The following is a 26,267-nucleotide window of genomic DNA, read 5'->3' on the forward strand; positions in this document are numbered from 1 at the left end:
GAGGTTGTGATGATCAATGCACTGGGATTACTGGAAGTGGATGGCATGGTGGCTGCCGTAGACGCGGCGGATGCCATGCTGAAAGCCGCGAACGTACGCCTGCTGAGCCACGAAGTGCTCGATCCTGGCAGGCTGACGCTGGTGGTGGAAGGCGATCTGGCGGCGTGCCGCGCAGCGCTTGATGCCGGCAGCGCCGCCGCAGCGCGTACGGGCCGTGTTATCAGCCGTAAAGAGATAGGCCGACCGGACGATGACACCCAGTGGCTGATCGGCGGTTTTAAGCGCCAGCCGAAGAAACCAGAACAGAAGCCAGATGTAAAAACAGACGTAAAAGCAGAGAAGACGCAGGACGCCCCGTTGACGTCTGAATCCTCTGCACAACTTCTGACGCTGTTGGCATCGGTCCGTCAAGGAATGACGGCAGGGGAAGTGGCTGCCCACTTTGGCTGGTCACTTGATGAAGCCAGAAAGGCGCTGGAACAGCTCTTTTCTGACGGAGCGTTGCGTAAACGTAGTAGTCGCTATCGCTTAAAAAATTAACCTGTCGGAGGGCCGGGGGCTTCCCTGAAGCTTCCGGCTTAAAAGATCATGAAAAAGAACCGTACTGCAAACTTGCACCATCTTTATCATGAAGCACTACCCGAAGACGTTAAACTTACGCCGAAAGTAGAGGTGGACAACGTTCACCAGCGGCGAACAACGGATGTATATGAACACGCGCTGACGATTACCGCCTGGCAGCAGATTTACGACCAGCTGCATCCGGGAAAATTTCATGGCGAGTTCACGGAAATCCTGCTCGACGATATTCAGGTTTTCCGTGAATACACCGGACTCGCGCTGCGCCAGTCATGCCTTGTCTGGCCGAACTCGTTCTGGTTTGGTATTCCGGCCACGCGCGGCGAACAGGGATTTATTGGCGCCCAATGTCTGGGAAGTGCTGAAATTGCCACCCGTCCAGGCGGGACGGAGTTTGAACTGAGTACGCCGGATGATTACACCATTCTGGGGGTTGTCATTTCGGAAGAGGCGATTGCCCGTCAGGCCAACTTCCTGCATAACCCGGAAAGGGTGCTGCATATGCTGCGCAACCAGTCGGCGCTGGAAGTCAAAGAACAGCACAAAGCCGCGCTATGGGGCTTTGTGCAGCAGGCGCTGGCGACGTTTAGCGAGAATCCGGAAAACCTGCGTCAACCTGCGGTACGCAAAGTGTTGGGCGATAACCTGTTGCTGGCGATGGGGACTATGCTGGAAGAAGCGCAGCCGATTATAACCGCTGAGAGCATCAGCCATCAGAGCTATCGTCGTCTGTTGTCACGTGCGCGCGAATATGTGCTGGAAAACATGTCAGAGCCGCTGACCGTGCTCGATTTGTGTAACCAACTGCACGTTAGTCGCCGGACGTTGCAAAACGCCTTTCACGCGATACTGGGTATTGGTCCGAATGCCTGGTTAAAACGTATTCGCCTGAACGCCGTGCGTCGCGAGTTGATAAGCCCGTGGTCGCAGAGTACGACGGTGAAAGATGCCGCCATGCAGTGGGGATTCTGGCATTTAGGGCAGTTTGCTACCGACTACCAGCAGTTGTTTGCGGAAAAACCGTCGTTGACGCTGCATCAGCGTATGCGGCAGTGGGCGTGATAAGATTATGGTGCCGGATGCGACGCTTTGCGTCTTATCCGGCCTAAGGGCTGTAGACCGGATAAGCGTCGCGCCATCAGGCAATCACACCCAGTCGCGGACCTGAATAAACTTGCTAAGGGCAGCTTCCGGGCTGTTCGCTTCCGGCTGCCAGTCATACTCCCAGCGCACCAGCGGCGGCATCGACATCAGAATTGATTCCGTGCGCCCACCGGTCTGTAGACCGAACAATGTGCCGCGATCCCACACCAGGTTAAATTCGACATAGCGCCCGCGACGATAAAGCTGGAAATCACGCTCGCGCTCGCCCCAGTTCATCGCTTTACGTCGCTCAACAATGGGCAGATACGCCTCGGTGTAACCTTGCCCCACCGCCTGCATAAAGGCGAAGCAGTGGTCAAAATTCGGCGTATTCAAATCATCGAAAAACAACCCGCCAATGCCGCGCTGCTCGTTGCGGTGTTTAAGGAAGAAGTAGTCATCGCACCACTTTTTGTAACGGGGATAAACGTCATCACCGAACGGCTGACACAGATCCCGCGCCGTACGGTGCCAGTGTACCGCATCCTCTTCAAAGCCGTAGTAGGGCGTTAAGTCAAAGCCGCCGCCAAACCACCAGACTGGGTCGGCACCCGGTTTTTCCGCGATAAAAAACCGCACGTTGGCATGACTGGTCGGAATGTAGGGATTGAGTGGATGCACCACCAGCGAGACGCCCATGGCTTCAAAGCTGCGTCCGGCAAGCTCTGGTCGATGGGCGGTGGCCGAGGCCGGCATCGCGTCGCCGTGGACGTGAGAGAAATTGACGCCCGCTTGCTCGAAAATACCGCCGTTACGCAGCGCCCGACTGCGCCCGCCGCCGCCCGCTTCACGCTGCCAGCTATCTTCACTGAACTCGGCGCCGTCTACGGCGGATAATCGCTGGCAAATATCGTCCTGCAGGCTAAGTAGGAACTGTTTTACGCGCTGTGCATCGGGCTTCATGATTAACGTTTCTTCGAGTGTGCTTTCTGGTTATCAAACCAGTGGAAATAACTGATGATGCCATTGGCGATAGCGGTAGCAATTTTTTGACGAAATGCCGCCGTACCCAGCAGACGTTCTTCTTCCGGATTAGTAATGAACGACGTTTCGACCAGTACCGAAGGAATTGAGGGTGATTTTAGCACCACGAAGGCGGCCTGTTCCGTGCTGCGACTGTGCAGACGGTGTACTGGTTTGATCTTCTTGAGAATATGCGAGCCTAACGTCAGGCTGTTTTTAATGGTATCGGTTTGCACCAGATCAAATAGCACCTGCTGCAACAAGTGATCTTTATCGGTGGTTTTTTTCCCGGCGACTTCATCGGCGCGGTTTTCGCGATCGGACAGATACTTTGCCATAGCGCTACTGGCGCCGCGATTGGACAGCGCGAAGACCGATGCACCCGCGGCGCTTGGGTTGGTAAAACCGTCGGCGTGGATCGACATAAACAGATCGGCCCCGTGTTTGTGGGCGATCTCGACGCGATCGTAAAGCGGAATAAATGTATCGCCAGAGCGGGTCAGGCGCGCATCAATCCCCTGATTGCGAAGAATAGAGCGCACGTTTTTGGCAATCGCCAGTACCACGTGCTTTTCTTTCGAACCGTTGCGTCCAATTGCGCCGGTATCTATCCCTCCGTGACCCGGATCAAGGACAACCACGCGTTTAGCGCCTGATTTTTTCGCTTTCGGTTTGCTGTGTCCATTATTGGTTTTTAGCGCTTCTTCTTTAGCGATGGCTTGCGACATGCCTGACAGCGTCAGGGCGGCCAGCCCGGCTTTCAGCACCTGGCGGCGCGATGTGAGTGTTTTTAGTGGTTTAAAAGTGCTCATACGGCCTGAGTTGTAAAAAAAGGTTCCAGACGTTATATCGTATCGCGTAGTCCGTTGCGACGGATCGGGATAAGAATTGTTTTACTTTTCATTTCAATACGTGACAATTCCGTATTATGCCATTTTTTCCGCCGCTTCGCGTCAGATATTGGCTAAATCAGCCGTTCGCGCCATAATCGCTTTTTAACGTCCGGAAAAGGTAACCAATACCATGGAAATACGCGTTTTTCGCCAGGAAGATTTCGAAGAGGTGATCACCCTCTGGGAGCGCTGTGATTTGCTGCGTCCATGGAATGACCCGGAAATGGACATTGAGCGTAAAGTAAATCATGACGTCAGCTTGTTCCTGGTCGCTGAAGTGAACGGCGAGGTAGTCGGTACGGTGATGGGCGGTTACGACGGCCATCGCGGCTCGGCCTATTACCTGGGCGTGCATCCTGAGTTTCGCGGTCGCGGCATCGCCAATGCGCTGCTTAACCGACTGGAGAAAAAGCTCATCGCCCGCGGGTGTCCGAAGATTCAAATCATGGTGCGTGAGGATAATGATCTGGTGTTGGGGATGTATGAACGCCTGGGCTATGAACATGCGGATGTACTCAATCTCGGTAAGCGCTTGATCGAAGATGAAGAGTACTGAATTTCACCCCGCCGACTATGACGGTCACGGACGTCTGCGCCTGCCTTTTCTGTTCTGGTGCGTACTGCTGCTGCAGGCACGCACCTGGGTACTGTTTGTGATTGCCGGCTCTTCCCGGGAGCAGGGCAATACGCTACTGAATCTGTTTTATCCCGACCATAACGCGTTCTGGCTGGGGTTGCTTCCCGGCGTTCCCGCGGTGGTGGCTTTTTTACTCAGCGGGCGGCGTTTTGCGTTTCCTGTTTTGTGGCGCTGGCTGCGCGGATTGCTGATTCTCGCGCAACTGGTGCTGCTTTGCTGGCAACCGGCGATGTGGCTGGCAGGCGATCCTGTCAACGGCATCGGACTGGCGCTGCTGGTTGCGGATATCGTCGCGCTGGTCTGGCTGTTAACCAATCAACGTCTGCGCGCCTGTTTTTCCCTTGAGAAAGAATAACGGCACTTTTTGGCGAAACCGGACTCCAAGCAACGTTGATAAATAAGGAAGGAAGTGAAATGAAATCACTGCGTTTGACTTTATGCGCGATGCCGCTGCTATTGACCGGGTGTTCCACGCTGTCGTCGGTGAACTGGTCTGCCGCCAATCCGTGGAACTGGTTCGGTTCTTCAACGCAGGTCACTGAGCAGGGCGTCGGCGCGTTAACTGGCGCTACGCCGCTGGATGAAAAAGCTATTGCTGATGCGCTGGACGGTGATTACCGCCTGCGCAGCGGGATGAAGACCGATGACGGTAATGTGGTGCGCTTCTATGAAGCGATGAAAGATGACAAGCTGGCAATGGTCATCAATGGCAGTCAGGGAACTATCAGCCGTATTGATGTCCTGGACAGCGATATTTCATCAGACGCGGGTGTCGAAATCGGTACACCGTTTAGCGACCTTTACACCAAAGCCTTTGGTAATTGCCAGAAAGCAACCGGCGATGACAGCGCGAACATTGAATGTAAAGCTGAAGGAAGTCAGCATATTAGCTATATTTTTTCCGGCGAATGGAGCGGGCCTGAGGGCTTAATGCCGTCGGACGACACGCTGAAAACGTGGAAAGTCAGCAAAATCATCTGGCGGCGTTAATTTGCGTCTGAACAAATCGACTTGCTAAAAAAACAGGTAGAATAGCGCCAATCAATGCCACGAGGTCGTGGCATCTTTTTTTCAGGAGGAACAATGTCTCAGGTTCAGAGTGGCATTTTGCCAGAACATTGCCGTGCGGCGATTTGGATTGAAGCCAATGTTAAAGGCGACGTTGAGGCCCTGCGTGCGGCCAGCAAAATCTTTGCCGATAAACTGGCGACCTTTGAAGCGAAGTTCCCGGATGCGCATCTGGGCGCGGTTGTGGCTTTCGGCAACAACACCTGGCGTGCATTAAGCGGCGGCGTTGGGGCGGAAGAGTTAAAAGACTTTATCCCTTATGGTAAAGGCCTGGCGCCGGCTACCCAATATGATGTGCTGATCCATATACTCTCTCTGCGTCATGACGTGAATTTCTCCGTCGCGCAGGCGGCAATGGAAGCATTTGGTGACTGCATTGACGTTAAAGAAGAGATCCACGGTTTCCGTTGGGTTGAAGAACGCGATCTCAGCGGCTTTGTTGACGGTACGGAAAACCCGGCTGGTGAAGAAACGCGCCGTGAAGTCGCGGTGATCAAAGATGGCGTGGATGCTGGCGGCAGCTATGTGTTTGTGCAGCGTTGGGAACATAACCTGAAGCAGCTTAACCGCATGAGCATTCATGACCAGGAAATGATGATTGGTCGCACCAAAGAAGCTAACGAAGAGATCGACGGTGATGACCGTCCGGTTACCTCTCACCTGAGCCGCGTTGATCTGAAAGAAGACGGTAAAGGGCTGAAAATTGTGCGCCAGAGTCTGCCATACGGCACGGCCAGCGGCACGCACGGTCTCTATTTCTGCGCTTACTGCGCACGTCTGCATAATATTGAGCAGCAACTGCTAAGCATGTTCGGTGACACTGACGGTAAGCGCGACGCCATGCTGCGTTTCACCAAGCCGGTAACCGGCGGCTATTACTTTGCTCCGTCGCTGGACCGACTGATGGCACTGTAATGTCGCACTATTCTTAGCAGCAGCCCGCGGGCAATGCTGAACAGATTAAAACGGTGATACCACAACGGCTTCTGTAATAAGGAGCCGTTTTTTTTTTACACCCCATAAACTGCGTTTTCTTACATAAATAATATTAATGATTCTTGGAATTGCTTTTACATGAACGGATTTTCTTTCATCTAAAAAACAAGCGTGCGGCATGTTTTATATTATTTAGAATTCAAGTGGGTAAATTAAAGACGTCGCTCGGGGATGAGTATTGTTTTTGTTGGCGATATTATTTTGATGAATGAAAATGAATTTATTTATATTGTTTGGTGTATTGGTTTTTTCTTAAAATATAATTTGCGAGTATTTTTCTATTTTTTGATGAATATAATGTCCGCTGAGGAATGATTAATTTATTTTATATGGTGCTTTTATGGAAGAGAGTAACCCATGGCCAACATTCGTTGATGCATTTTCAACGGTTTTATGTATTTTTATATTTCTGATGTTAGTTTTCGTACTTAACAGTATGTTAATCATGTATGAAAGCTCTAAAAAACGTTATGAAGCCCCTTTACTGGCTGAACAAACTGTTCAGCCAGTAGCCTCCTCGGTAAGTGGTAGCGGAGCCAGCAGTGGTGCTGTCAGCACAACACCCAATCAAACCCGTACGGGTGATCAAACACAGCCAGTTGAAGCAACTGCGGCAGACGATAATAAAAATCGTAGCCAGGATGCTGAGGCTGATATGTTGGCCGCTGCTTCTGCTTCTGCTTCTGCTTCTGCTTCTGCTTCTGCTTCAACTGATGCTGGCGCTGCTACCGGTGCAGATTTCGCCACCGCCTCTGATTCTACTGCCGCTTCAGCAGCATCTCCTGCAGACGAGTCAGAGCAAGCGGGCCGTGAAGATAAAAAAAGTGAAGTGATTAGACTGGCCGACAACCAAACTGCCACCTCGATTAAAGGGCAAACTTCCGGTCAATTCGATACCTCGAAAGCGAACCCATCTTGGGAGACTCAGGGCAATCAGTTCATTGTTCATTTCAAATCAATGGAGCAAGGCTATCCGCAAGAAATCATTGATGAGATGGCTAAATGGTTTGGCAAAGATAAGCCGGTCAGCATTGTGGTTTATGCCTATGTCAGTCCCTCCATCGCTATTTCAGATGCGATGCGTCTGGCCTACGAGCGCGGTGTGATCCTGCTAAAGGTTGTCAAAAGCAAATATCCTAACACGGAAGTTTCTATCTCAGTCGTTAATGATGCAACAACGTTGACGAATAGTGCCGTCATTACCAAGAGTGAATGATAAATAATGAATAACTTAAAGCGGTATCATGCATTTATTATTGCATTAGTGTTCGCATTTCTGCCTGTTATTTTGCTGTGCATTCCTGGCTTACGCGCCTATGTTTTTGAAACATGGCATGTCGCGGCATTCTACAGTTCCATCATTATTATTATGTATCTGACCGGTTCATTTATTGTTATTTTCTCATTTATCGAAATAAGTAAGTGTGTAAGCGTATTACGTAATAAGAACGCGCAGAAACACTCTTATTTACTTGGTGATGCCAACAAGATTGTTTTCTCAGCAAGTCATGGCCTTGATGATGATACTGTTGCCACGCTGTATGAAAGCATGGATAACAGCGTGAATCGTAAGCAGAACCAGAGTCTGGCAGGAGTTATGACCTGCGCAAACCTGTCTACCATGATTGGTCTGTTGGGAACCTTCGCGGGTTTATCTATGACGATTGCCTCGGTCATCTCGTTGCTGGAGAAATCGCAAATCACCGGCGGTAACGAGGCGGATACGTTAGGAATTATCGTCAGTGTGGTCTCCTCGCTTGCTGAACCACTGAAAGGAATGAATACCGCATTCGTTTCATCAATCTATGGGGTGGTGAGCGCTATTTTACTTAATGTGATGTGTTCTTTCCTGCGTGGGGAATTCACCCGTTTAGCCATCGATTTACGCAATGCGCGCCTTGATTTCGTCAGAGAATGTCATGAGCGCAGTAAAACCTCTGCGATCGGAAAAACGAAAACTCTGCGTCTGATAACCGATCTGGACGATGTGATCAAAGAGTTCAAAGCGGGCATGTTTGGCTTTCAGGAACGCCTGACTAACGCATTTGACGCCAGCAACAACATGCTGAATTCACTTCTTAGCTGCACTGTAGAGGGGGCGAGCAAAACGGAGAAATTTAATGATGCCCTTATTGCTGCGGTTCATCAACAGGTTGAACAGTTACAGCATATAGACCAGTGCATCACGTCGAATCATTCCGCTTTACTCGGGATTGAGAAAGAGATCGGCGCATCTACGCAAGCTCTGGTCAACCAGGGAACACACCTTGCAGCGCTAACCGAAAGTCAATCTTTGCTGCAGAGCAGTCAGCTACAACTGATGGCTACGGTTGAATCTCAGCGCGGTACGTTGGACGAATTACTGGCCTCGCAAGCGCAGACCCATCATGCCGTCCTGGAGGTCAATGATGGTATGGGACACCTTGATGCAAACGTGGGAGAACTACATAGCGTTGCAGAGCGCCACTTTAGCGAGCAGGCTTCACTTCTGGATGGCATCTCCAACGCTGTAGACACCGCCGAACGCGTCAACCTCGATCGCCACCATGAAACCGTCGCCACGCTGGATAGCCAGTCACAGACGTTTGAACCCCTGCTTGGACAAATTGCCGGAATGCACCGCAATCTGCAAAAAGAAATTAATGTCCTTAAGGAGAAAAAAAGCCATGAATAAATCCGTCATCGCTTTGCTTATCCTCGGGAGTTCGCTGCCGTTGGCCATCTGCGCTCATGCAGAAACGGGAGACCATACGTTGCCGCTGCGGACGTTAATTGTAGATGCGTTAAACACGCAACCTTCTGTGGCCATTGCCTCCTGGGAGACCGAAATGCGTCACCAGGAGACAAACATGAGCAAAGCTTCTCTCTATCCGACGTTGGACGTTTCGTCAGAAGCCATCCATAAAAAAACGGACGAACATGATAATGAGCAGAACGTAGAGAATAAATTAACCCTCGCTTACCGAATTGCGGATTTTGGCGTCAGAAGCAGCAATATTTCTAAGTCTGAGCAGCAGGAAGAGGCCAGTAAGTACGATTTCCAACAAGAGTTGCTTACAACCGCACAAAAAACGGCCGATGCCTATTTGTCAGTGGAAAAAACCCGGCAGATACTTGCGGTGATCGACGACGAGAAAATCTTTTACAAGCAGATGCTGAATGATTTTTCCGAACTCATCGCCGCAGGCGCAGCAATGCAATCGGATATTCGTAAAGTTCAGGTATCTATCGACTCTTTAAGCACTCAGGAGTTGAATTTCCGCGCGCAACTGGATACGCAGTTAATGATGCTGCGTAATCTTACGGGAGACAATGTCACCGCTGAAAACCTGGGTAAGCTGCCTGATTTTTTCAATAAATACCCTTTTAATGCTGATAAAGATGCCGTTTATAAAAAAATCATGCAGGATAATCCGACGTATCTTTCTTTGACGAAGGCAATATCTGCAGCAAATGCTGAATATTCGGCGGCAAAATCAGCTAATTATCCGGTTGTAGATTTCAACGCCCACTACACGGACAATAATCCTTCCAAAGATGCGCAGCAGGATGATTATGAGGATGAACTCCAGGTTGGCGTTAAAGTAGGCTTTAACATTTTTAATGGCTTTAAGAACCAATCTGAAGCTGCCAAATTTAGTGCAAAATATACCCAGGCAAAACTGGGGCTTGATGATTTTATTTTTAAAACTCGCAATAGTGTTGATGCTTCTGTCTCTAAATATATGACAGGAAAAGATTCATTAGCAATATCTAAACGCTCCTATGAAAATGCCGGGAAACTCATTGAACTGTATAAAGAAGAGTTCAAATTAGGTCAAAAATCGCTACTCGATTTTATTTCCAGCAGGAATGAACATTATCAAGCTAACCTGACAATGATTGAGTCACAATTCTCTATCTATCAGGCGAAGCTTGAACAGATGGCTCAACTCGCCGATCTGTTACATGAACTGTATCTGGAACCTGGCCAGATACAGCCTAAAAGCGGTTCTATGTCGCAATGAACAGGAAACAGTGTGACCATCTGATGATGGTCATCGTCGTGATGACCCTCGTCATACTCCTACTTTTTAGCCTGATAAAGATAAATTCGGTGGTACATGGCAGCGGTGTCATTATCACCAAGGATAATACTCAGGTCGTTTCTCTCTCTAAAGGTGGAACGATTGATGCGATTCATGTCGCGGAAGGGGATTTTGTTACCAAAGGCCAGGTCCTTGCCGAAACATCAAACTTTGATATTCAGAAAGAAAACGAACGTACCCAAGCTCAGCACCGCTATCTTGCCTTATATATCAAAGAAATGATGTCCATTTTGGCCTGGAGGCAAGATTATACTCTCTTTGATATTAGCAATATCACGAATCAGGATTTGATTGGTAATATACAATTGTTAATTAGCCAGACCAAAACGAAGGATAATAAAATCAACAGCCTCAATTCTGAAATTGAGCGTTTAGGTATTTCTAAAATCAGCAAGAACAGCGAGCTAATGCTTGTTCAGGAAGAGGTTAATCTTCTTTCTCCTTTGGTTAAAAAGGGTATCAGTTCTTATACCACTCTGTTGGCAAAAAAACAGGCAGCAGAGCGTCTCAAGTCTGAACTTATCGATCTTGAAAGCCAGGTAGTAGCGAAATCAGAAGAGATAAAGGTGATCCATAGCGAAATTAATGATGATGTCTTTACTTTTCGTAATACCTTGTCGAAAAACCTGGTCGATGCTCAACATGAAGCTGCGCTTAATGACTCTGCCATGAGTGTATTACAAAAGCAGATGAAAGAATCTCGCGTCCGATCGCCCATTGATGGCGTGATTTATCAAATTAACAAAAATGCCTTCACCAAAGGCGGTGTGATACAGGCTGCTGACTCGCTGTTTGAGATTAAACCAATGTCAACCAAAATGCTCGCGGAAGTAAAAATTCAGCCTAAAGATCGCGATCAAATTTATGTTGGTGGTTCGGTTAACGTGAAAATTCTCTCATTTATTCTCTCGGGTTCAAAACCTTATACCGGTGTAGTCGAGCAAATCAGCCCTGACTCCTACGAAGATACGGTTAATGGAAATACGGTGAGGTATTACAAAGCTATCGTAGAGTTCACTATCGGTACAAAAGAACGTGATGTTATCAAACCTGGAATGACGGTAGATGCTTTCATTATTACAGGTAACCACAGCATATTAAAATACCTTGCCTCGCCATTGCTGCGTGGCCTTCAACAAGTTTTCAGTGAGCCGGTCATCACTGACAGTAAATCAACTCATTAATTCAGGGTGATAATATGAGTAATACTATTTTTGCAAGCAATGATTCAATTGTCGACTTACAGCAGTATGGTGCTATGGATAGTGCCAAAGTCGTCATTAGTGGGACCGACTTTAAATTTATTTTTCCGGGTAATGTGGTGGTTAACGTTATTAACGGTGCTCTTTATTCAAGCCTTGAAAATAACCACGTTCACTTCAAATTCCAGGGGCAGGATGTTTCAGGTCAGCAACTGCTGAAAACGATCGACTTAAGCAATCTTCAACTTGAACGGCTTGACTCTGCACTATCAGATCAGCGTCAGGATCGCGTGCTGAAAGATAATATTAATAAAATCAGCGAGATTAATGCAAAAGACCTTGAGGAAGCTAAAAAAGAGGCTGCTGATCTGAAGCATGAAGCAGAAAAAATGCGTGCTGAAGCTGAAGAGGCGCAAAAAGCTTCTGCAGAAGTTCAAAAGCAGCTTGAGGAGTTCCTCAATGATAAAGCGCAGAGCAATGGCCAAAATGGCGCAGCCTCTCAGAACCAGGGAGAAGAGCAGCTGGATGCCAGCCTTTACCATAAGAAATATGACGAGGACTCTGTGGCTGAGGCCAGTCGACTCGTTTTCTCTGATTACTCATCCAGTTCGTCCAGTTCTTCAAGTTCATCAGAATCTGATGAAACGCCCATCGACGTAAAACCTATTGATGTGGCTCTTAAGCTTGATGACGGCAGTGATTCTGGGGTAAAAAACGATAATATTACCAACGTCACCACGCCGCAGTTTGTTGGTTCTACCGATCCCGGATTGACAGTTTCACTGCGCATTGATGGTGTGGTTGTCGCCGTCACGACCTCCGATGCGATGGGCAACTTTTCATTCAATAGCGGCACGGTGCTGGCTGACGGACAACACAACGTCCAGGTCGATGTGACGGACGGGCAGGGGGGAAGCGGTAGCGCGAAAATTATCGTAACCATTGATACCGTCATCGCGGCTCCCACTTTCGAACTCGACGATCAGTACGCCATTCCTGCAGCCGATCGCATTGAGGGTGAAAATCTTACCCGTTTTACCGATGCGAAAATTATTGGTGAAGCCGAAGCAGGATCGCAGGTTGCTATCTATGCTAATGGCGTTCTGCTTACCACAGTCACCGTAGATTCTGATGGCGCCTGGTCGTATCAGTTTAGTGGTTCAGAATTAAATGAAGGCATTAATAATATTGAGATTGATGCTACGGATAAAGCGGGAAACACGGCATCAACGACCGGCGTTATTACGCTGGATACGATTCCCCCAGAAACACCCGTTATTATTCTTGATGAATCCAGTGATACGGGGATGTCCTCGACCGATAGCCTGACTAATGATAAAACGCCTTCTCTGCATGGTAATGCTGAACCGAACTCAACGCTCGAGTTATATCTTAATGGCTACAAAGTGGCCGATATCAGCGTGGATTCCATGGGGAACTGGCAATATACACTGCCGGAAAATAAAATTACCGCTGATGGTATTTATACTTTTGAAGTGGTCTCTTCCGATCGTGCGGGTAATACCTCAACCGCACAAATAGATGTGACTGTCGATACCGATATTGATGCATTCACACTGGCAATGACTAGCCAGTCAGACAGCGGAGTTGCCGGGGACAATTATACCAACGATATTTATCCAGCGTTTACCGGTAAAACTGACCCAAATAGTCATATTGTGATCACTAACCTGACGACCGGGGAAAAGATTGAAATTGATGCTTCACAGAGTGGTAATTTCAGCTTTAACCTGGCGCAGGCTTCTGCAGAAGGGCTGAACGAACTCTCAATCACCGTAACCGATTATGCGGGCAACCAGCAAACCTTCAGCTACGAATATACTATTGATACGGTTGCTCCCGTATCGCCCGATATTGAACTGGATAAATACACCGTTTCAAAATCAGGCGATATTCTGACAAACGACGCCACGCCAGCCTTTACCGGTACAGCAGAAGCGGGCAGTACGGTGACGATTTATATTGATGGCAAGGCCTGTGGCACGGTGACGGCAAACCACGATGGTATCTGGTCGTTTACCTTGCCAAGCGATCTGGCTGATGGTAGCTATACTGCAGTGGCTTATGCGACTGACCTTGCGGGAAACGTTTCTCCATCATCTGCCGATTGTACTTTCACTGTCGATACCAGCACGACGTCACCGGTTGCCACGTTGCAGGCTGAAGATGATACGGGGATAAGCCAGACTGACTGGATCACCCGGCAAAATGATAATTTAACAATTGACGGGACCGCTGAAAAATACGCCACCATTACAGTGATGGTTGACGGTAAAGCCGTGGGCACTACCCAGGCTGATGCTAATGGCAACTGGCAGTTCGAATATGACCCTAATCCGGCTCTTTCCGATGGCGATTATACGCTGACTATTCAGGCTCAGGATGAGGTCGGGAACACATCGAGCAGTAGTTACGATCTGGTCATTGATACCGTCACCGTCACGCCGTCGCTTAAATTAGACACGGGTTCAGATACGGGATCGTCGAATGATGATGGTATCACCAAGGAAACGCAGCCGTTGTTAACCGGAACGGCTGAAGCCAACGCGACGATCGAGATCTTTATTGATGGTACCGTAGTCGGTCAGGTTGTCTCTGATAAAAATGGCGTCTGGAACTATCGTATCCCGGAAGAGGCGAGCTTAGCTGATGGCGAGCATGCCGTCGTTGTACGTGCAACAGATGCCGCCGGCAACAGCGCAAACTCGACCACGCTGGATATTGTGGTCGATAGTACGATGGAAACACCCACAATCCATCTTGATAGCGATAGCGGCATAAGTGATGCCGATCGCATTACCAATAACGCTTCCCCGATTTTCTCTGGTTCAGCCGAGGCTTATTCCAGCATCACTATTTATCAGGACGGGAAGGCCATCGGGAAAGTCAGCGCGGATGCTAACGGAAATTGGTCTTATAGCTTCACGGGATCGCAGGCGTTGACCGATGGAAGCTACATTTTTTATATCACGGCAACAGATGTCGCCGGCAACTCAGCGACATCAGAAAAAATTCAGGTCACCATTGATACCCAGGTTTCTATCCCTACGCTGGATCTGGCGGATGCGTCAGACACCGGCAGCCTCAACAGCGACAACATCACGAACGACACCACGCCGGCGTTCACGCTGGGCAGTATCGACGCCGACGTGACGAAGGTGCAGGTCATTATCAACGGCACCGCCTATGACGCCGTGCAGTCTGAGGGCAGGTGGACCTTTACCGCCCCGGAGCTGGCGGACGGCGACTACAGCGTCACGGTGCAGGTCACCGATGACGCGGGGAACGTGCAGACCTCCACGGCGCTGGCTGTGACGGTGGACACCAGCCTGGCGGCGCCGGTGATCGCCCTGAGTGACGACACCGGCACGGCAGGGGATAACCAGACTAACGACACCACGCCGGGCTTTGCCATTGCCACGGATAACGACGCCGTCAGCGTGATGGTGAGCATTGACGGCGGCACCCCGGTGGCGGCGACGAAGGACGCGGACGGGCAGTGGCATATTGACAGTAGCGCGCTGGCCGACGGCGACCACACCATCGTGGCCACCGTCACCGACCTCGCCGGTAACACCGCAACGTCCTCACTGACCTTCACCGTCGACACCACGCTGTCGGTGCCGACCATCGATCTGGCGGATGCGTCAGACAGCGGCAGCAGCAACAGCGACAACATCACCCGCGACACCACGCCAGCGTTCACGCTGGGGAATATCGACGCCGACGTGACAAAGGTACAGGTTCTTATCAACGGCACCGCCTATGACGCCGTGAAGGCTGAGGGCAGGTGGACCTTTACCGCCCCGGAACTGGCGGACGGCGACTACAGCATCAGCGTGCAGGTCACCGACCTGGCCGGCAACACCGCGACCTCGGCGGCGCTGGCTATCACGGTGGATACAGAGGTTCTGCCAGTCAATATTGTGCTGGATAAGACGTCTGACACGGGAGAGAGCTCGACAGATAATTATACTGCGGACACAACACCGACGTTTAAGTTCAGCAATATTCCGGACGATGTCGCCACTATTACCCTGACGTTGAGCACCGGGCAGCACTACACAATAGATCTGAGCAAGAGTACTTCTTTCACCCTACCTGATGAGTTGCAAGATGGCAGTTACACTGCAACTGTGACGGTGACTGACGTGGCAGGTAACAGTGCTGACAGTAAGATTAGCTTTACTATCGATACCATTGTCGATAAACCGACAGTCGAACTTGCGACGGTATCTGATTCGGGTGACAGCCAGACCGATGGGCTGACTAATGAGACGAAGCCGCAATTCCAGATTAGTGGCGTGGATACTGATGACGTCAATACGATTACGATAGCGATTGTGAGTAGCGATGGCAGCTATAAAGATAGTTGGACACTGGACAGTGAAACCTACGAAAGCGGAGCCTGGGCCTGTCCGGTTGCGCTGGACGATGGGCAATATACGATAACGGTCACGGTTGAAGACATGGCGGGTAATCAGAGCACCTCTGACGCTGCCAGGTTTGAAATAGATACTGTCACTCACATCGACTCTATCGTGCTTCTGGATGATACCGGTTCAAGCACTACCGATAACCAAACCAATGTGAATACACCTGAGTTTGCGATCGGCGTGCCGGATGATGTCACGCATGTCAGCATAATGATTGATGGTAAAGCGGCTGGTGAAGCTTCTAAGCAGACCGATGGAAAGTGGCATTTTTCCACCGCGGTGCTCGCCGATGGAGCACATACTGTGTCGGTTACCGTAACAGATGAAGCGGGTAATACCAGTAATAAAGATCTCAATTTTACGGTTGATACGACCCTTTCTGTGCCGAAGCTGCAGCTTTCAAGCGATAGCGATACGGGGCACAGTGATTCAGATAATGTCACTCAGGATGTGCGCCCAACGTTTGTGATCGGCAATATCGATAGCGACGTTGTCAGCGTTTCACTGACGATTAACGGTCAGACATGGCCTATTACGGTTGAAAATGGCAGTGCTACCTTTACCGTTCCCGCCGATCTGCCGGATGGGATTTGGCAGGCCCAATTGACGGTTGTTGATGATGCAGGTAATGAAAAGACGACCTCACTCTCCGTGACCATTGACACCTCCACCAGCGTGGACGGTATTACTCTGCAAAGTGATACCGGCGTGCAAAACGACTGGATGACCAACGATTCCACCCCAACGTTTGCGATCACCGCGCCTGCTGATGCGCATGCTGTCACTGTCAGCATAGGCTCACTGACTCAGGATGCCATTTTCCAGGAAGGGAAGTGGGTGGTGACTCTGCCATCTGCCCTTGCGGACGGTGAATATACGCTTACGGTGACCGTTACGGATGACGCAGGCAATACGGCAAATCGCGCGCAAACATTCACCATTGACACCACCCTGGAGCCGCTCACCGTCAAGATGATGGCGGCGGATGACAGTGGTGTGGTAGGCGACAATGTTACCAACGATACAAAACCTACGTTTGAACTAGGCAATGTGCCGGCAGATGTTTACAGCATCGAAGTGACGCTGAACGGCGCGACGACAACCGTTAAGAAACAAGCGGATGGCAGTTGGACCTATACTCCAGAAACCGCCCTTGTTGAAGGGAAATATACGCTGGATGTACGCGTTACTGATGAAGCAGGAAACCAAAGAACGTCGACATATGATTTCACCGTGGATACCTCGGTGGATATTAATTCCATCACTCTGACGACAGATACCGGGGATTCGTCCTCCGATGGCATCACGAATGCTGCCCAACCGATATTTAACGTCACCACCTCTGATGATGTCGTCAGCCTGACGGCAACGATTAACGGTCTTGCCTGTACCGTGGTGAAAAATGCCAACGGTGACTGGACCGTCACCTCGCCGATACTCTCTGTCGCTGGAGATTACACGCTGACCGTTACCGTTGAAGATGCCGCAGGGAACACCACCAGCGACACGAAAACGATCACCTTTGATAACCAGCTTTCCGTACCGACTATTGCGTTCGACGCGGGTGATGACACGGGTTATGACGCTACCGATCATTTGACGAGTAACAATAAGCCCACGTTCCTGATAAGCAACATGGACAGCGACGTGACGCATGCCGTCATTACGCTTGATGGGGTGCCGATTACGCTGACGCAGGATGGCAGCGGTAACTGGAGCTTTACGCCTCCATCTGCACTTTCGGATGGCAATCATAAAATGATCCTGGAAGTGCAGGATCGGGCGGGAAATACCTCAACGCAGACCTTCTCCTTTACAGTAGATACTACATTATCGACGCCAACTATCGATCTCAGCAGCTCATCCGACTCGGGTGATAGCGACGACGATAATCTGACGTCGAAAACGCAGCCCGAATTTGTTATCAACAATGTTGATGGTGATATCTATTCAGTTATCGTCACCCTGAACGGTGTCGACTATGACGTCACCAAAAATGCCGACGGCGAGTGGGTATTCCTGGCTCCTAAACTGGCCGATGGGGACTATACGATAACGGTCACGGCAACTGATAAAGCGGGGAACGAACGGACGTCCGATCTCGATTTTACCATTGATACCACGGTGGCAATCGATCAGATTACCATGTCTGATGATACCGGTTTTTCTTCGGATGACCATTTAACGAACGATACCATCCCAAGCTTTGATATTAGCGTTGCCGCAGATGTTACGCATGTCTCGGTGGCACTGGACGGCGGTGATGCTCAGACGCTGACGAAAACCAATGGCAAGTGGACCTACACCGCCAGCTCGGCGTTGTCCGATGGTGAGCATTCGATTGTCGTCAACGTGATGGATAAAGCGGGCAACACAACCCAGGAAACTTTCACCTTTACTATCGATACAACGCTTACACCTGTGACGGTGGATCTTAAAGACGAGGACGACAGCGGCAGTAGTTCCGCCGATAATTACACTAACAATACCCAGCCGACGTTTGAGTTTGGTTCGCTGGATAAAGATGTTTATAGTCTGACGGTGAACCTGAACGGCAAAGATATTCCTGTGGATTTGACCAGTCAGCCGGTGAGTTTTACGCCGGATGAAGCGCTGGCAGACGGCACTTACACCTTAATTGCCACGGTGACGGATAACGCCGGAAATACCAAAGAAACTCCGCTGACCTTCACCATTGATACGCAAACGTCGGTATCGGTGGACTTTGTCGTCGGTGACGACACGGGCTATTCCGACAGCGATAACATAACGAAGAGCAATGCCCCTGAATTTGAAATCAGCGTTCCGGCGGATGTGGAGTCGGTGAGCGTAACCCTCAACGGCACGGTGACTTCGTTGACGAAGGATGAGTCCGGCCGCTGGATCTACTCGGCTCCGGCACTGGCAGATGGCAACTACACTCTCGACGTTTCAGTAGTGGATAAAGCGGGTAACACCGCCAGCACCGAACTCAAATTTGTCGTGGATACCACTCTTAGCACGCCAACAATCGATTTAGCGGCTGCAAGTGATACGGGGACCTTGTCAAACGATCACCTAACCAACGATACGACGCCATATTTCACGCTCGATAATATCGATAGCGATGCTTATAGCGTCACTGTCACTATCAACAATAAAACCTATAACGCGACGGAAAAGAACGGAGTATGGGGCTTGCAGTTACCCGATGCTGATGCCCTCCCGGATGGAACTTATACCGCAACTGTTAAGGTTGAAGATGATGCAGGCAATACCAAATCATCCTCAATGAGCTTTACCGTTGATACCATTTGCTCAGCACCGATTCTGGCGCTGGATAATGGCAGCAACAGCGGCAGCACTGATGATAACATCACCAACGTGACGAAACCGGTTATCAGTATCAGCGGCGTACCTGCCGATATCGCCAGTATAACGGTAACTCTTGGTGACACGACGCTGTCACTGGATCCGTCGACAACGAGCTGGCAGGTACCGCAAAGCCTGGCGGATGGCGCATATAGCGTGGTCGTGACCTTTACGGATAATGCGGGTAACAGCGCATCGACAACCTATAACTTTACCGTTGATACGGTGGTTGACTCTCCTGCCGTGCTGCTGCTGGATGATACCGGGCAGAATACCACCGATAACCTGACTAACGTCTCAGTGCCGCGTATCCAGATTAGCGCGGCGGAGGAACTCACCTCCGTCACCGTCACGCTCAATGGGCACACGCAGACGCTGGAGAAAAACGCCCAGGGCGAGTGGATTTATACCGCTGACATGCTAGCGGATGGTACTTACACCGCCACCGTGGAGATGGTCGATGTCGCGGGCAACCACCAGACAGAGACCCTGACTTTTACGATTGACACTCAGATCCCGCAGCCAACCATTTCGATGGATAGCGCCAGTGATTCTGGCGATAGCTCAAGTGATTCGTTAACCAATGATACGCAGCCGACGTTCATAGTTTCCGGCGTGCCGGACGATGTTGATACCGTGTTTGTTGTTATAAACGGTGCGAAATATACGGCGACACAAAATGAAGCTGGGGAATGGACGGTTACCTCAGCCAATCTGGCGGATGGTAACTACACCGCAGAAGTGACCGTTACGGATAAAGCCGGTAATACCGCTGAAAGCAGCATGAATTTTACCATTGACACACACGTTGCGCTGTCGGTGGAGCTGCTGGCCTCTTCTGATACAGGCTCTTCGCAGACGGATAAAATCACCAAAGATACGTCACCTACGTTCGGCGGTCTGACGGACAAAGACGCAACGCTAGTGGTGACCGTGCTGGATGAGAGCGGTAATGCGATTCAGACCCAAACGATCTCTCCTGCCTCGGACGGGACCTGGTCTATTACGCTGGGTGATTTGACTGATGGCAACTATACCATCTCGGTTACCGCGACCGATAAGGCCGGAAACACCCAGGCAAGCAACATTGATTTTGTTATCGATACAGTGGTTAACGCGCCGGGTGTTGCATTGAGCGAGTCCGATCCCGGGAATAACCATGAAGCCTTAAGCCTGGCGCCAGAATTCAGCGGTACTGCGGAAGCAGGATCGACGCTGGTGATAAGTATTGATGGCGTTACTGTCGCCAGTGTTGTGGCGGACAGCAACGGAACATGGTCATGGACGCCGCCGAGCGCCATTAACTCTGGCGATCATATTATTAGCGTCGTCGCGACCGACAAAGCGGGTAACGTCTCTGATGCCACTAACTTCGCCTTTATCATTCCGCTGATCGACGTCGATCCACCGACACTGCAGCTACAAACCGCATCGGATAGCGGCTCCATTGGTGACTTTGTCACTAATGATACGACGCCATCAATTACCGGGACATCGCTGCCGGGCAGCACCGTGACGATCTATGTTAACGGTGAGGTGGTTGGTACCGCGGCAACGGACTCAACCGGACGCTACAACTTTAACCTGCCAGAAATGGCTGAAGGGACCTACAGCATAGAGGTGAGCGTCATTAACCCGAACAACGGGGAGGAGGTAAAATCTGACCCTGCAAGTCTGGTCATTGACACGCATGTGGTTCCTCTTGACTGGGATATTAACGGATTAAATGATGAAGGGTATCTGAACACCAATACCCCGGTAGTGAGCGGAATCTCTGAAGCCGGCGCGCATATCAAGGTGATGATTGACGGTCGTGTAGTGGTGGAAACGGTCGCCGCCAGTGATGGTAAATGGCTGGCATCGATTACAAACATTGGCGCTGACGGAGAGCATGAGATTAGCTTCTCGGTAACAGATGTGGCGGGTAACACAGAAACCTTCGGCCCGGAGAGTTTTGTTCTCGATACCTATATTGCGCCACTGACCGTTGATTTACGCGATACGGATGATACCGGCACCAGCGATACCGACAACATCACCCAAAAAACCAGCGTTCACCTTGACGGTACCGCAGAAGCGGGCTCAACCGTTACGATCGCCAATACGCAGGGCGAGATTCTGGCTACCATTGCCGTGGAGAGCGATGGTGCATGGAGTACGGAAATTACGCTGCAGGAGGGGATGCAAACCTTTGTGGTGACTTCCACCGATGCTGCTGGCAATACCGTCTCCAAAAATATCGATATTACCCGCGATACGCAAAATAGCATCACTGACGTAGTCCTGAGTCGTGATTCCAACAGTGCGGACACGCTGGACGCCATCACCAACGTGACTACGCCAACCCTGACGGCAGTCACCGATCCTAATGCGACGGTCGATGTTTATGTCAATGGCGAAAAAGTTGCCACGGTAACCGCCGATGCGGCAGGGACAGTGAGCTGGACGATGCCGGAAAGCGCCGACGGTTCTTATGATATTAAAATGGTGTCGACGGATGCGGCAGGCAATACCGCAACCAGTGCAACGACTACCGTTGTTATTGATACCGTGGTTGACAATTTTAGCGTCGATACGCTGCCGGACCTGACCAATAGTAAAGCGCTGAGTGTCACAGGTACCGGTGAAAGCGGCGCTACGATTACCGTCTATTTGAATGGCGTCGCGGCAGGCCAGGTTACCGTAGCGGCTGATGGCAGTTGGACGGTACCGCTGATCCTCAATGATGATGGCGAGTACAGCCTGACGGTACAGATCACGGATGTGGCCGGAAACAGCCAGACCAGCGATCCATTTGTCTTCACGCTGGATAGCCATACCGATTACCCGACCATCAACCTGGATGACGCGTCTAACTCAGGCTCGCTGGATGACAACATAACCAGCGACAATACGCCAGCCTTCCATGGTACGGGAGAGCCGGGGGCGACGATTTCTATTCTGGTGGATGAAAAAACGGTCGCAACGGTAACGGCGGATGCCGAAGGCAACTGGACGTGGCAATACCCAACTACGTTGGCTGACGGTGAATATTCCATCCGCGTAGTGGCGGAAGATACGGCGGGCAATACCGCAGAGTCGGCACGCATTCTGGTTACGGTCGATACCAGCACCTGGATTGAGCTGGATAAAATGAATCCTGATGGTGGCCTCTACTCTAACGATTATGTTACCGCCCGAACGACGCCGACGTTCCAGATCAACGGTGAAACGGGTCAGCCCGTCAAGGTTTATATTGATGGTAAGTATGTGGAAACCATCACGATCTCCGGGAGAAATTATCAATATACCGTTCCGCAAGCGCTGGACGACGGTAGCCATACCATCCGCTTTGATATTGCCGATGCCGCCGGCAATACGGCCTCCACTGGCGATCAGAAGTTCACGATCGATACGGTTAACGATACTCCCGTCACGCTGGACAATATTAACGGAGAGAGCGTCGCTGACCACACCGTTGATGGTACGATTTACATCAATGATATTTCTGCAGGTATTAAGCTGAGCGGTATGGCTGAGGCTAACAGCTATGTCACTGTCAAAATTAATGGAATGACCGTTAGCAACGTCTGGGCAGACGGTACAGGAAAATGGAGCGTAAACGTTAATCCTATGTTGCTTAGCGATGCGACATGGACCGTCCAGGTGAGTTCAGAAGACCGCGCGGGGAACGACAGTACCGTCTCAACCTTCACGATAGTGATTGATACCTCCATCAGCCAGTTCACCGCCAACGTGCAGGACGACAAAGACAGTTCGGCCGATAAATGGGTAGTTAACAACCGCACGCCTGTCTTTAATGGCGTCGGTGAGGCGGGGGCTACTGTCACCCTGATGGTGGCAGGGATGGTGGTGGCTACCACCACAGTTGCCGCCGATGGCACCTGGAGCATCAAGGCCAGCGCGTTGCCTGAAGGGACCAGCAACTTAACCTTCACCATTAAAGATACTGCCGGCAATACCCAAACCATTAACCATGACATTCTGGTCGATAGCGTTGCGCCAAATACGCCAACGGTAGAGATCTCTTCCTGGAACGAAGAGGGGAACCTGTGGATCCTCTCAGGCAAGGCGGAAGCGGGAACGACCATTGTTATCAAGGATGAGTCCGGCAACGTTATCACCACAGTTAATGTCAACAGCTCCGGAAGTTGGAGTACCGCGATTAACTATCCTGATGGCGGTAAAGTCAGCATTCAGGCAGAGGATTCTGCCACCAATATCAGCGTGCCTGTCGACCTTGATGTGATGTTCACGACGCCAGCCGTGGCGCTGGATGTAACCTCAGACGGTGGTGCGCTGGGCGACAACCTGACCAATGACTCAACCCCGACGCTGGTTTTGAGTAACATCGAGAAGGATGTCGTTGCGGTGAGCGTAACGATTGATGGAACGACGGTGCAGGCAACGAAGATCAGCGATGGCGTCTGGACCGTAACATGGGGAACTCCGCTAAGTGACGGCGAATGTGACGTTCAGGTGAGCGCAACGGATGCGGCAGGAAATACCGCAACGCAATCCTTTAGCTTTACTATTGATACTGTGCTCAGCGCGCCGGTCATCGCCATGGATGCGGCAAGCGATACTAGCACGGTGGGCGATAACATCACGCAAACCGTTAAACCGACGTTTGTCGTGACTAACGTTGACGCTGATGTGACGAAGGTCGAGGTGACCTTAAACGGCAATACGCAAACCCTGACCAAAGACGCTTCGGGTAACTGGATCTATACGCCGGAAACCCCGCTGGCAGACGGTAACTGGACCGTTGAGGTGAAAGTAACCGATGCGGCAGGAAATACTAAGCAGTCCAGCCTGGATTTCACCGTCGACACTAGTATCAGTACGCCGACGGTGGCTCTTGATGCCAGCAGCGATACCGGTGATGTCGGTGACAACCTGACGAATGAGACGACGCCAACCTTTATCCTGAGCAATATTGACCCGGACGTCACGTCGGTGATGGTAACGCTGAACGGCGAAACACACAGCGCAACCAAAGATGAGCAGGGTAACTGGACGTATACGCCGGAAACTGCGCTGTCAGACGGTAGTTGGACCCTGAAGGTGAAAGTCACGGATGGCGCAGGTAACACTGCGGAATCTTCACTGGATTTCACCATTGACAGTACGCTAAGCACACCAACAGTAATGATGGATACGGACAGTGACACCGCAACGGCAGGGGATAATATCACCAGCGATACGACGCCAACCTTTATCCTGAGTAATATCGACCCGGACGCCACGTCAGTGATGGTGACACTGAACGGTGAAACGCACAGCGCAACCAAGGATGAGCAGGGTAACTGGACGTATACGCCGGACACCCCGCTGGCGGACGGCAGCGGAACGTTGGTGGTGACCGTGACCGATGCGGCGGGCAATAGCGCGGATGCGTCCCTGGATTACACCATCGACACCACTATCAGCACGCCGACGATCGCCCTGGATGCGGGCAGCGATAGCGGTACGGTGGGTGATAATCTGACGAAGGATACGACGCCAACCTTTATCCTGAGTAATATCGACCCGGACGTCACGTCGGTGATGGTAACGCTGAACGGCGAAACACACAGCGCAACCAAAGATGAGCAGGGTAACTGGACGTATACGCCGGACACCCCGCTGGCGGACGGCAGCGGAACGTTGGTGGTGACCGTGACCGATGCGGCGGGCAATAGCGCGGATGCGTCCCTGGATTACACCATCGACACCACTATCAGCACGCCGACGATCGCCCTGGATGCGGGCAGCGATAGCGGTGCCTCAGGGGACAACATTACTAAGGACGACACCCCAACGTTTATCCTGAGTAACATCGATCCTGATGCAACTACCGTAAGGTCAGCACGCCGACAGTTTCCCTGGATGCGGGCAGCGATAGCGGTGCCTCAGGGGACAACATTACTAAGGACGACACCCCAACGTTTATCCTGAGTAACATCGATCCTGATGCAACTACCGTAACGGTGACCATAAACGGCGAAACCCACAGCGCCACGCAGGATGAATCAGGCCACTGGACCTGGACACCTGAAGAGGCGCTGGCTGAAGGCACCTGGACGTTGGTGGTGAATGTCAGTGATGCGGCAGGTAATACCGCCAGCCAGTCGGTTGAGTTCACGGTCGATACCCATGTCGATAATTTTGATGTGACTTTCGATGGTACGAGTAGCCAGGAACAAACCTGGCAGACCGATGAGTCAACCTTATCGTTTAGCGGGCATGGCGAAGCGGGAGCCCTGGTTAGCGTTTCACTGGATAATGGCGATGTGCTGACGGCAAACGTGGATAAAGACGGTAACTGGAATCTCCAGCTTGAGGATGTGGCGCAGGGCGAGCATCAGCTTACCTTCACCATTACCGACGTGGCGGGTAATACCAGCACCGTGACGCACGATGTGGATGTTGGAACCGATGACCCGGTGTCGCTACGCAGCAGTCTGTACAGTAGCGAGCAGGACACCAGGGACACCATAGAAGTGGAGTCGTCGCATCCGGTCTTTGAGTTCAACCTGGACGCCAGCATTACCCATGCCAGCGTTGAACTGGACGGTGTCACGCATCCGCTGGTGCCTTCGCCGTCTGGCCCTACGCAGTTCGACGTGCCTGTGGCGCTGGAGGATGGCCCACATTCTCTGGTGTTGCGCACGCAGGACAGTGCCGGGAATAGCGAACGTCAGGATATCGCCTTTACGGTGGATACCAGTAGCCGCAGCGTCGTTGCAGGCATGGACGACACCCGCAGCGATGAAAGTGACGCGCCGCATTCTGCAGCGGATCAATCCTCTTCGCATGAAGCAGCCAGCTTCGCGGCACAAGTGATGAGCATTAGCCAGAGCGTCGAAGATAATCAGGACGATCAGCAACATCACCATCAATAAATA

13 protein-coding genes and 1 pseudogene are annotated in these 26,267 nt (G+C 51.0%); 12 read left to right on the forward strand and 2 right to left on the reverse strand.

Annotation, left to right across the window (positions count from 1 at the left end):
* Positions 1-9 precede the first annotated feature (9 nt).
* The gene (eutK, locus tag FDX09_RS08660; protein WP_038642518.1) at positions 10-540 is read left to right on the forward strand and encodes an ethanolamine utilization microcompartment protein EutK; all 531 of its coding nucleotides are present in this window, start codon (positions 10-12) and stop codon (positions 538-540) included.
* A 48-nt stretch (positions 541-588) separates the two neighbouring features.
* Positions 589-1,641 carry an HTH-type transcriptional regulator EutR gene (eutR, locus tag FDX09_RS08665; RefSeq protein ID WP_038642516.1) on the forward strand — a complete coding sequence of 351 codons (1,053 nt, stop codon included), beginning with the start codon at positions 589-591 and terminating at the stop codon, positions 1,639-1,641.
* Positions 1,642-1,725: 84 nt separating this feature from the next.
* Here eutR and hemF read toward each other — a convergent pair whose 3' ends face one another.
* Both hemF and amiA read right to left on the reverse strand, forming a co-directional pair.
* Entirely contained in the window at positions 1,726-2,625 is a 900-nt protein-coding gene (gene hemF, locus FDX09_RS08670; RefSeq protein WP_137347061.1) for an oxygen-dependent coproporphyrinogen oxidase, read from the reverse strand.
* A 2-nt stretch (positions 2,626-2,627) separates the two neighbouring features.
* Positions 2,628-3,497 carry an N-acetylmuramoyl-L-alanine amidase AmiA gene (gene amiA / locus FDX09_RS08675; RefSeq protein WP_085049240.1) on the reverse strand — a complete coding sequence of 290 codons (870 nt, stop codon included), beginning with the start codon at positions 3,495-3,497 and terminating at the stop codon, positions 2,628-2,630.
* Between the two features lie 211 nt (positions 3,498-3,708).
* Between amiA and FDX09_RS08680 the strand changes: the two genes are divergently transcribed.
* The 10 genes and pseudogenes from FDX09_RS08680 (at position 3,709) to FDX09_RS08725 (ending at position 26,264) form a co-directional block, all read left to right on the forward strand.
* A complete protein-coding gene (locus tag FDX09_RS08680; protein WP_006683546.1) occupies positions 3,709-4,134 on the forward strand; it encodes a GNAT family acetyltransferase in 426 nt (141 codons plus the stop codon).
* A complete protein-coding gene (locus FDX09_RS08685; RefSeq protein WP_038642510.1) occupies positions 4,121-4,570 on the forward strand; it encodes a DUF2919 domain-containing protein in 450 nt (149 codons plus the stop codon). Before FDX09_RS08680 ends, FDX09_RS08685 begins: the two co-directional genes overlap by 14 nt.
* Positions 4,571-4,629: 59 nt before the next feature.
* Positions 4,630-5,205, forward strand: a complete 576-nt coding sequence (locus FDX09_RS08690) for an RpoE-regulated lipoprotein (protein ID WP_038642508.1) — start codon at positions 4,630-4,632, stop codon at positions 5,203-5,205.
* A 93-nt stretch (positions 5,206-5,298) separates the two neighbouring features.
* Positions 5,299-6,198 carry a porphyrinogen peroxidase gene (gene yfeX / locus FDX09_RS08695; RefSeq protein ID WP_042306924.1) on the forward strand — a complete coding sequence of 300 codons (900 nt, stop codon included), beginning with the start codon at positions 5,299-5,301 and terminating at the stop codon, positions 6,196-6,198.
* Positions 6,199-6,619: 421 nt separating this feature from the next.
* Positions 6,620-6,757 (forward strand): annotated as a pseudogene (locus FDX09_RS23860) (hypothetical protein); the annotation flags it as partial.
* A 744-nt stretch (positions 6,758-7,501) separates the two neighbouring features.
* Complete coding sequence (locus FDX09_RS08705) at positions 7,502-8,953, forward strand: MotA/TolQ/ExbB proton channel family protein (protein WP_137347063.1); 1,452 nt, start codon at positions 7,502-7,504, stop codon at positions 8,951-8,953.
* The gene (locus tag FDX09_RS08710) at positions 8,946-10,286 is read left to right on the forward strand and encodes a TolC family protein (protein WP_170973233.1); all 1,341 of its coding nucleotides are present in this window, start codon (positions 8,946-8,948) and stop codon (positions 10,284-10,286) included. The genes FDX09_RS08705 and FDX09_RS08710 overlap by 8 nt, the downstream gene beginning before the upstream one ends.
* A 23-nt stretch (positions 10,287-10,309) precedes the next feature.
* Positions 10,310-11,551: an HlyD family type I secretion periplasmic adaptor subunit gene (locus FDX09_RS08715; RefSeq protein ID WP_159121833.1), complete on the forward strand. Its 1,242-nt coding sequence runs from the start codon at positions 10,310-10,312 to the stop codon at positions 11,549-11,551.
* A 14-nt stretch (positions 11,552-11,565) separates the two neighbouring features.
* Positions 11,566-25,317, forward strand: a complete 13,752-nt coding sequence (locus FDX09_RS08720) for an Ig-like domain-containing protein (protein ID WP_137347065.1) — start codon at positions 11,566-11,568, stop codon at positions 25,315-25,317.
* Positions 25,284-26,264: an Ig-like domain-containing protein gene (locus FDX09_RS08725; protein WP_249359991.1), complete on the forward strand. Its 981-nt coding sequence runs from the start codon at positions 25,284-25,286 to the stop codon at positions 26,262-26,264. Before FDX09_RS08720 ends, FDX09_RS08725 begins: the two co-directional genes overlap by 34 nt.
* Positions 26,265-26,267 lie beyond the last annotated feature (3 nt).

The sequence above is a fragment of the Citrobacter sp. wls717 genome, assembly GCF_005280955.1.
GTDB classification, from domain to species: Bacteria; Pseudomonadota; Gammaproteobacteria; order Enterobacterales; family Enterobacteriaceae; genus Citrobacter; species Citrobacter werkmanii.

Excerpts from the sequence above, each read along its gene's own strand:
- eutK (WP_038642518.1), top strand. The coding sequence starts at position 10 with ATGATCAATGCACTGGGATTACTGGAAGTGGATGGCATGGTGGCTGCC.
- eutR (WP_038642516.1), top strand. The coding sequence starts at position 589 with ATGAAAAAGAACCGTACTGCAAACTTGCACCATCTTTATCATGAAGCA.
- hemF (WP_137347061.1), bottom strand. The coding sequence starts at position 2,625 with ATGAAGCCCGATGCACAGCGCGTAAAACAGTTCCTACTTAGCCTGCAG.
- amiA (WP_085049240.1), bottom strand. The coding sequence starts at position 3,497 with ATGAGCACTTTTAAACCACTAAAAACACTCACATCGCGCCGCCAGGTG.
- FDX09_RS08680 (WP_006683546.1), top strand. The coding sequence starts at position 3,709 with ATGGAAATACGCGTTTTTCGCCAGGAAGATTTCGAAGAGGTGATCACC.
- FDX09_RS08685 (WP_038642510.1), top strand. The coding sequence starts at position 4,121 with ATGAAGAGTACTGAATTTCACCCCGCCGACTATGACGGTCACGGACGT.
- FDX09_RS08690 (WP_038642508.1), top strand. The coding sequence starts at position 4,630 with ATGAAATCACTGCGTTTGACTTTATGCGCGATGCCGCTGCTATTGACC.
- yfeX (WP_042306924.1), top strand. The coding sequence starts at position 5,299 with ATGTCTCAGGTTCAGAGTGGCATTTTGCCAGAACATTGCCGTGCGGCG.
- FDX09_RS08705 (WP_137347063.1), top strand. The coding sequence starts at position 7,502 with ATGAATAACTTAAAGCGGTATCATGCATTTATTATTGCATTAGTGTTC.
- FDX09_RS08710 (WP_170973233.1), top strand. The coding sequence starts at position 8,946 with ATGAATAAATCCGTCATCGCTTTGCTTATCCTCGGGAGTTCGCTGCCG.
- FDX09_RS08715 (WP_159121833.1), top strand. The coding sequence starts at position 10,310 with ATGATGGTCATCGTCGTGATGACCCTCGTCATACTCCTACTTTTTAGC.
- FDX09_RS08720 (WP_137347065.1), top strand. The coding sequence starts at position 11,566 with ATGAGTAATACTATTTTTGCAAGCAATGATTCAATTGTCGACTTACAG.